Origin of the sequence: Clostridium sp. AF32-12BH, assembly GCF_003477935.1 — a bacterium.
GTDB lineage: Bacteria > Bacillota > Clostridia > Lachnospirales > Lachnospiraceae > Brotaphodocola.
The window spans coordinates 254-574 of the sequence record NZ_QUEH01000056.1 but is presented as its reverse complement, the minus strand read 5'-3'; the positions used below and the strand labels follow the sequence as shown (position 1 = coordinate 574).

Annotated in this window: 1 pseudogene; it reads right to left on the bottom strand. The window is 58.3% G+C overall.

Annotated elements, in window-relative coordinates:
• Positions 1–282 (bottom strand): annotated as a pseudogene (locus DWZ40_RS20260) (plasmid recombination enzyme); the annotation flags it as partial.
• Positions 283–321: the final 39 nt, after the last annotated feature.

Here is a 321-nt window from a genome sequence, read left to right as displayed (position 1 = left end):
CAGCTTCACATTCCCTTGCAGGGCCTTTCTCTGCTTTTCCAGGGCCGCGATCTCTTGCTCTGCCGCTATCACCTGTTCCTGGACAGCTTCAAGTCGCTGGGCCGCTGCTCTGTATTCTGGCAGCTCCATATGAGGCCGGCCACCGCCCAGGCTGATGATCTCAAACTCGTGCGCCTGGGCGATTTCCGTTAGAGCCTCTTTCTCCCGTTCCATCCAGGCTTTCCATTCCGTCTGCTTCCGGCCCAGCCCTTCAAATCCCTGTTGCTTTAACGCCTGTTTCATTGATACCCGCGTTGAGAGGCCCCGGCTCTGCTCCGTTGC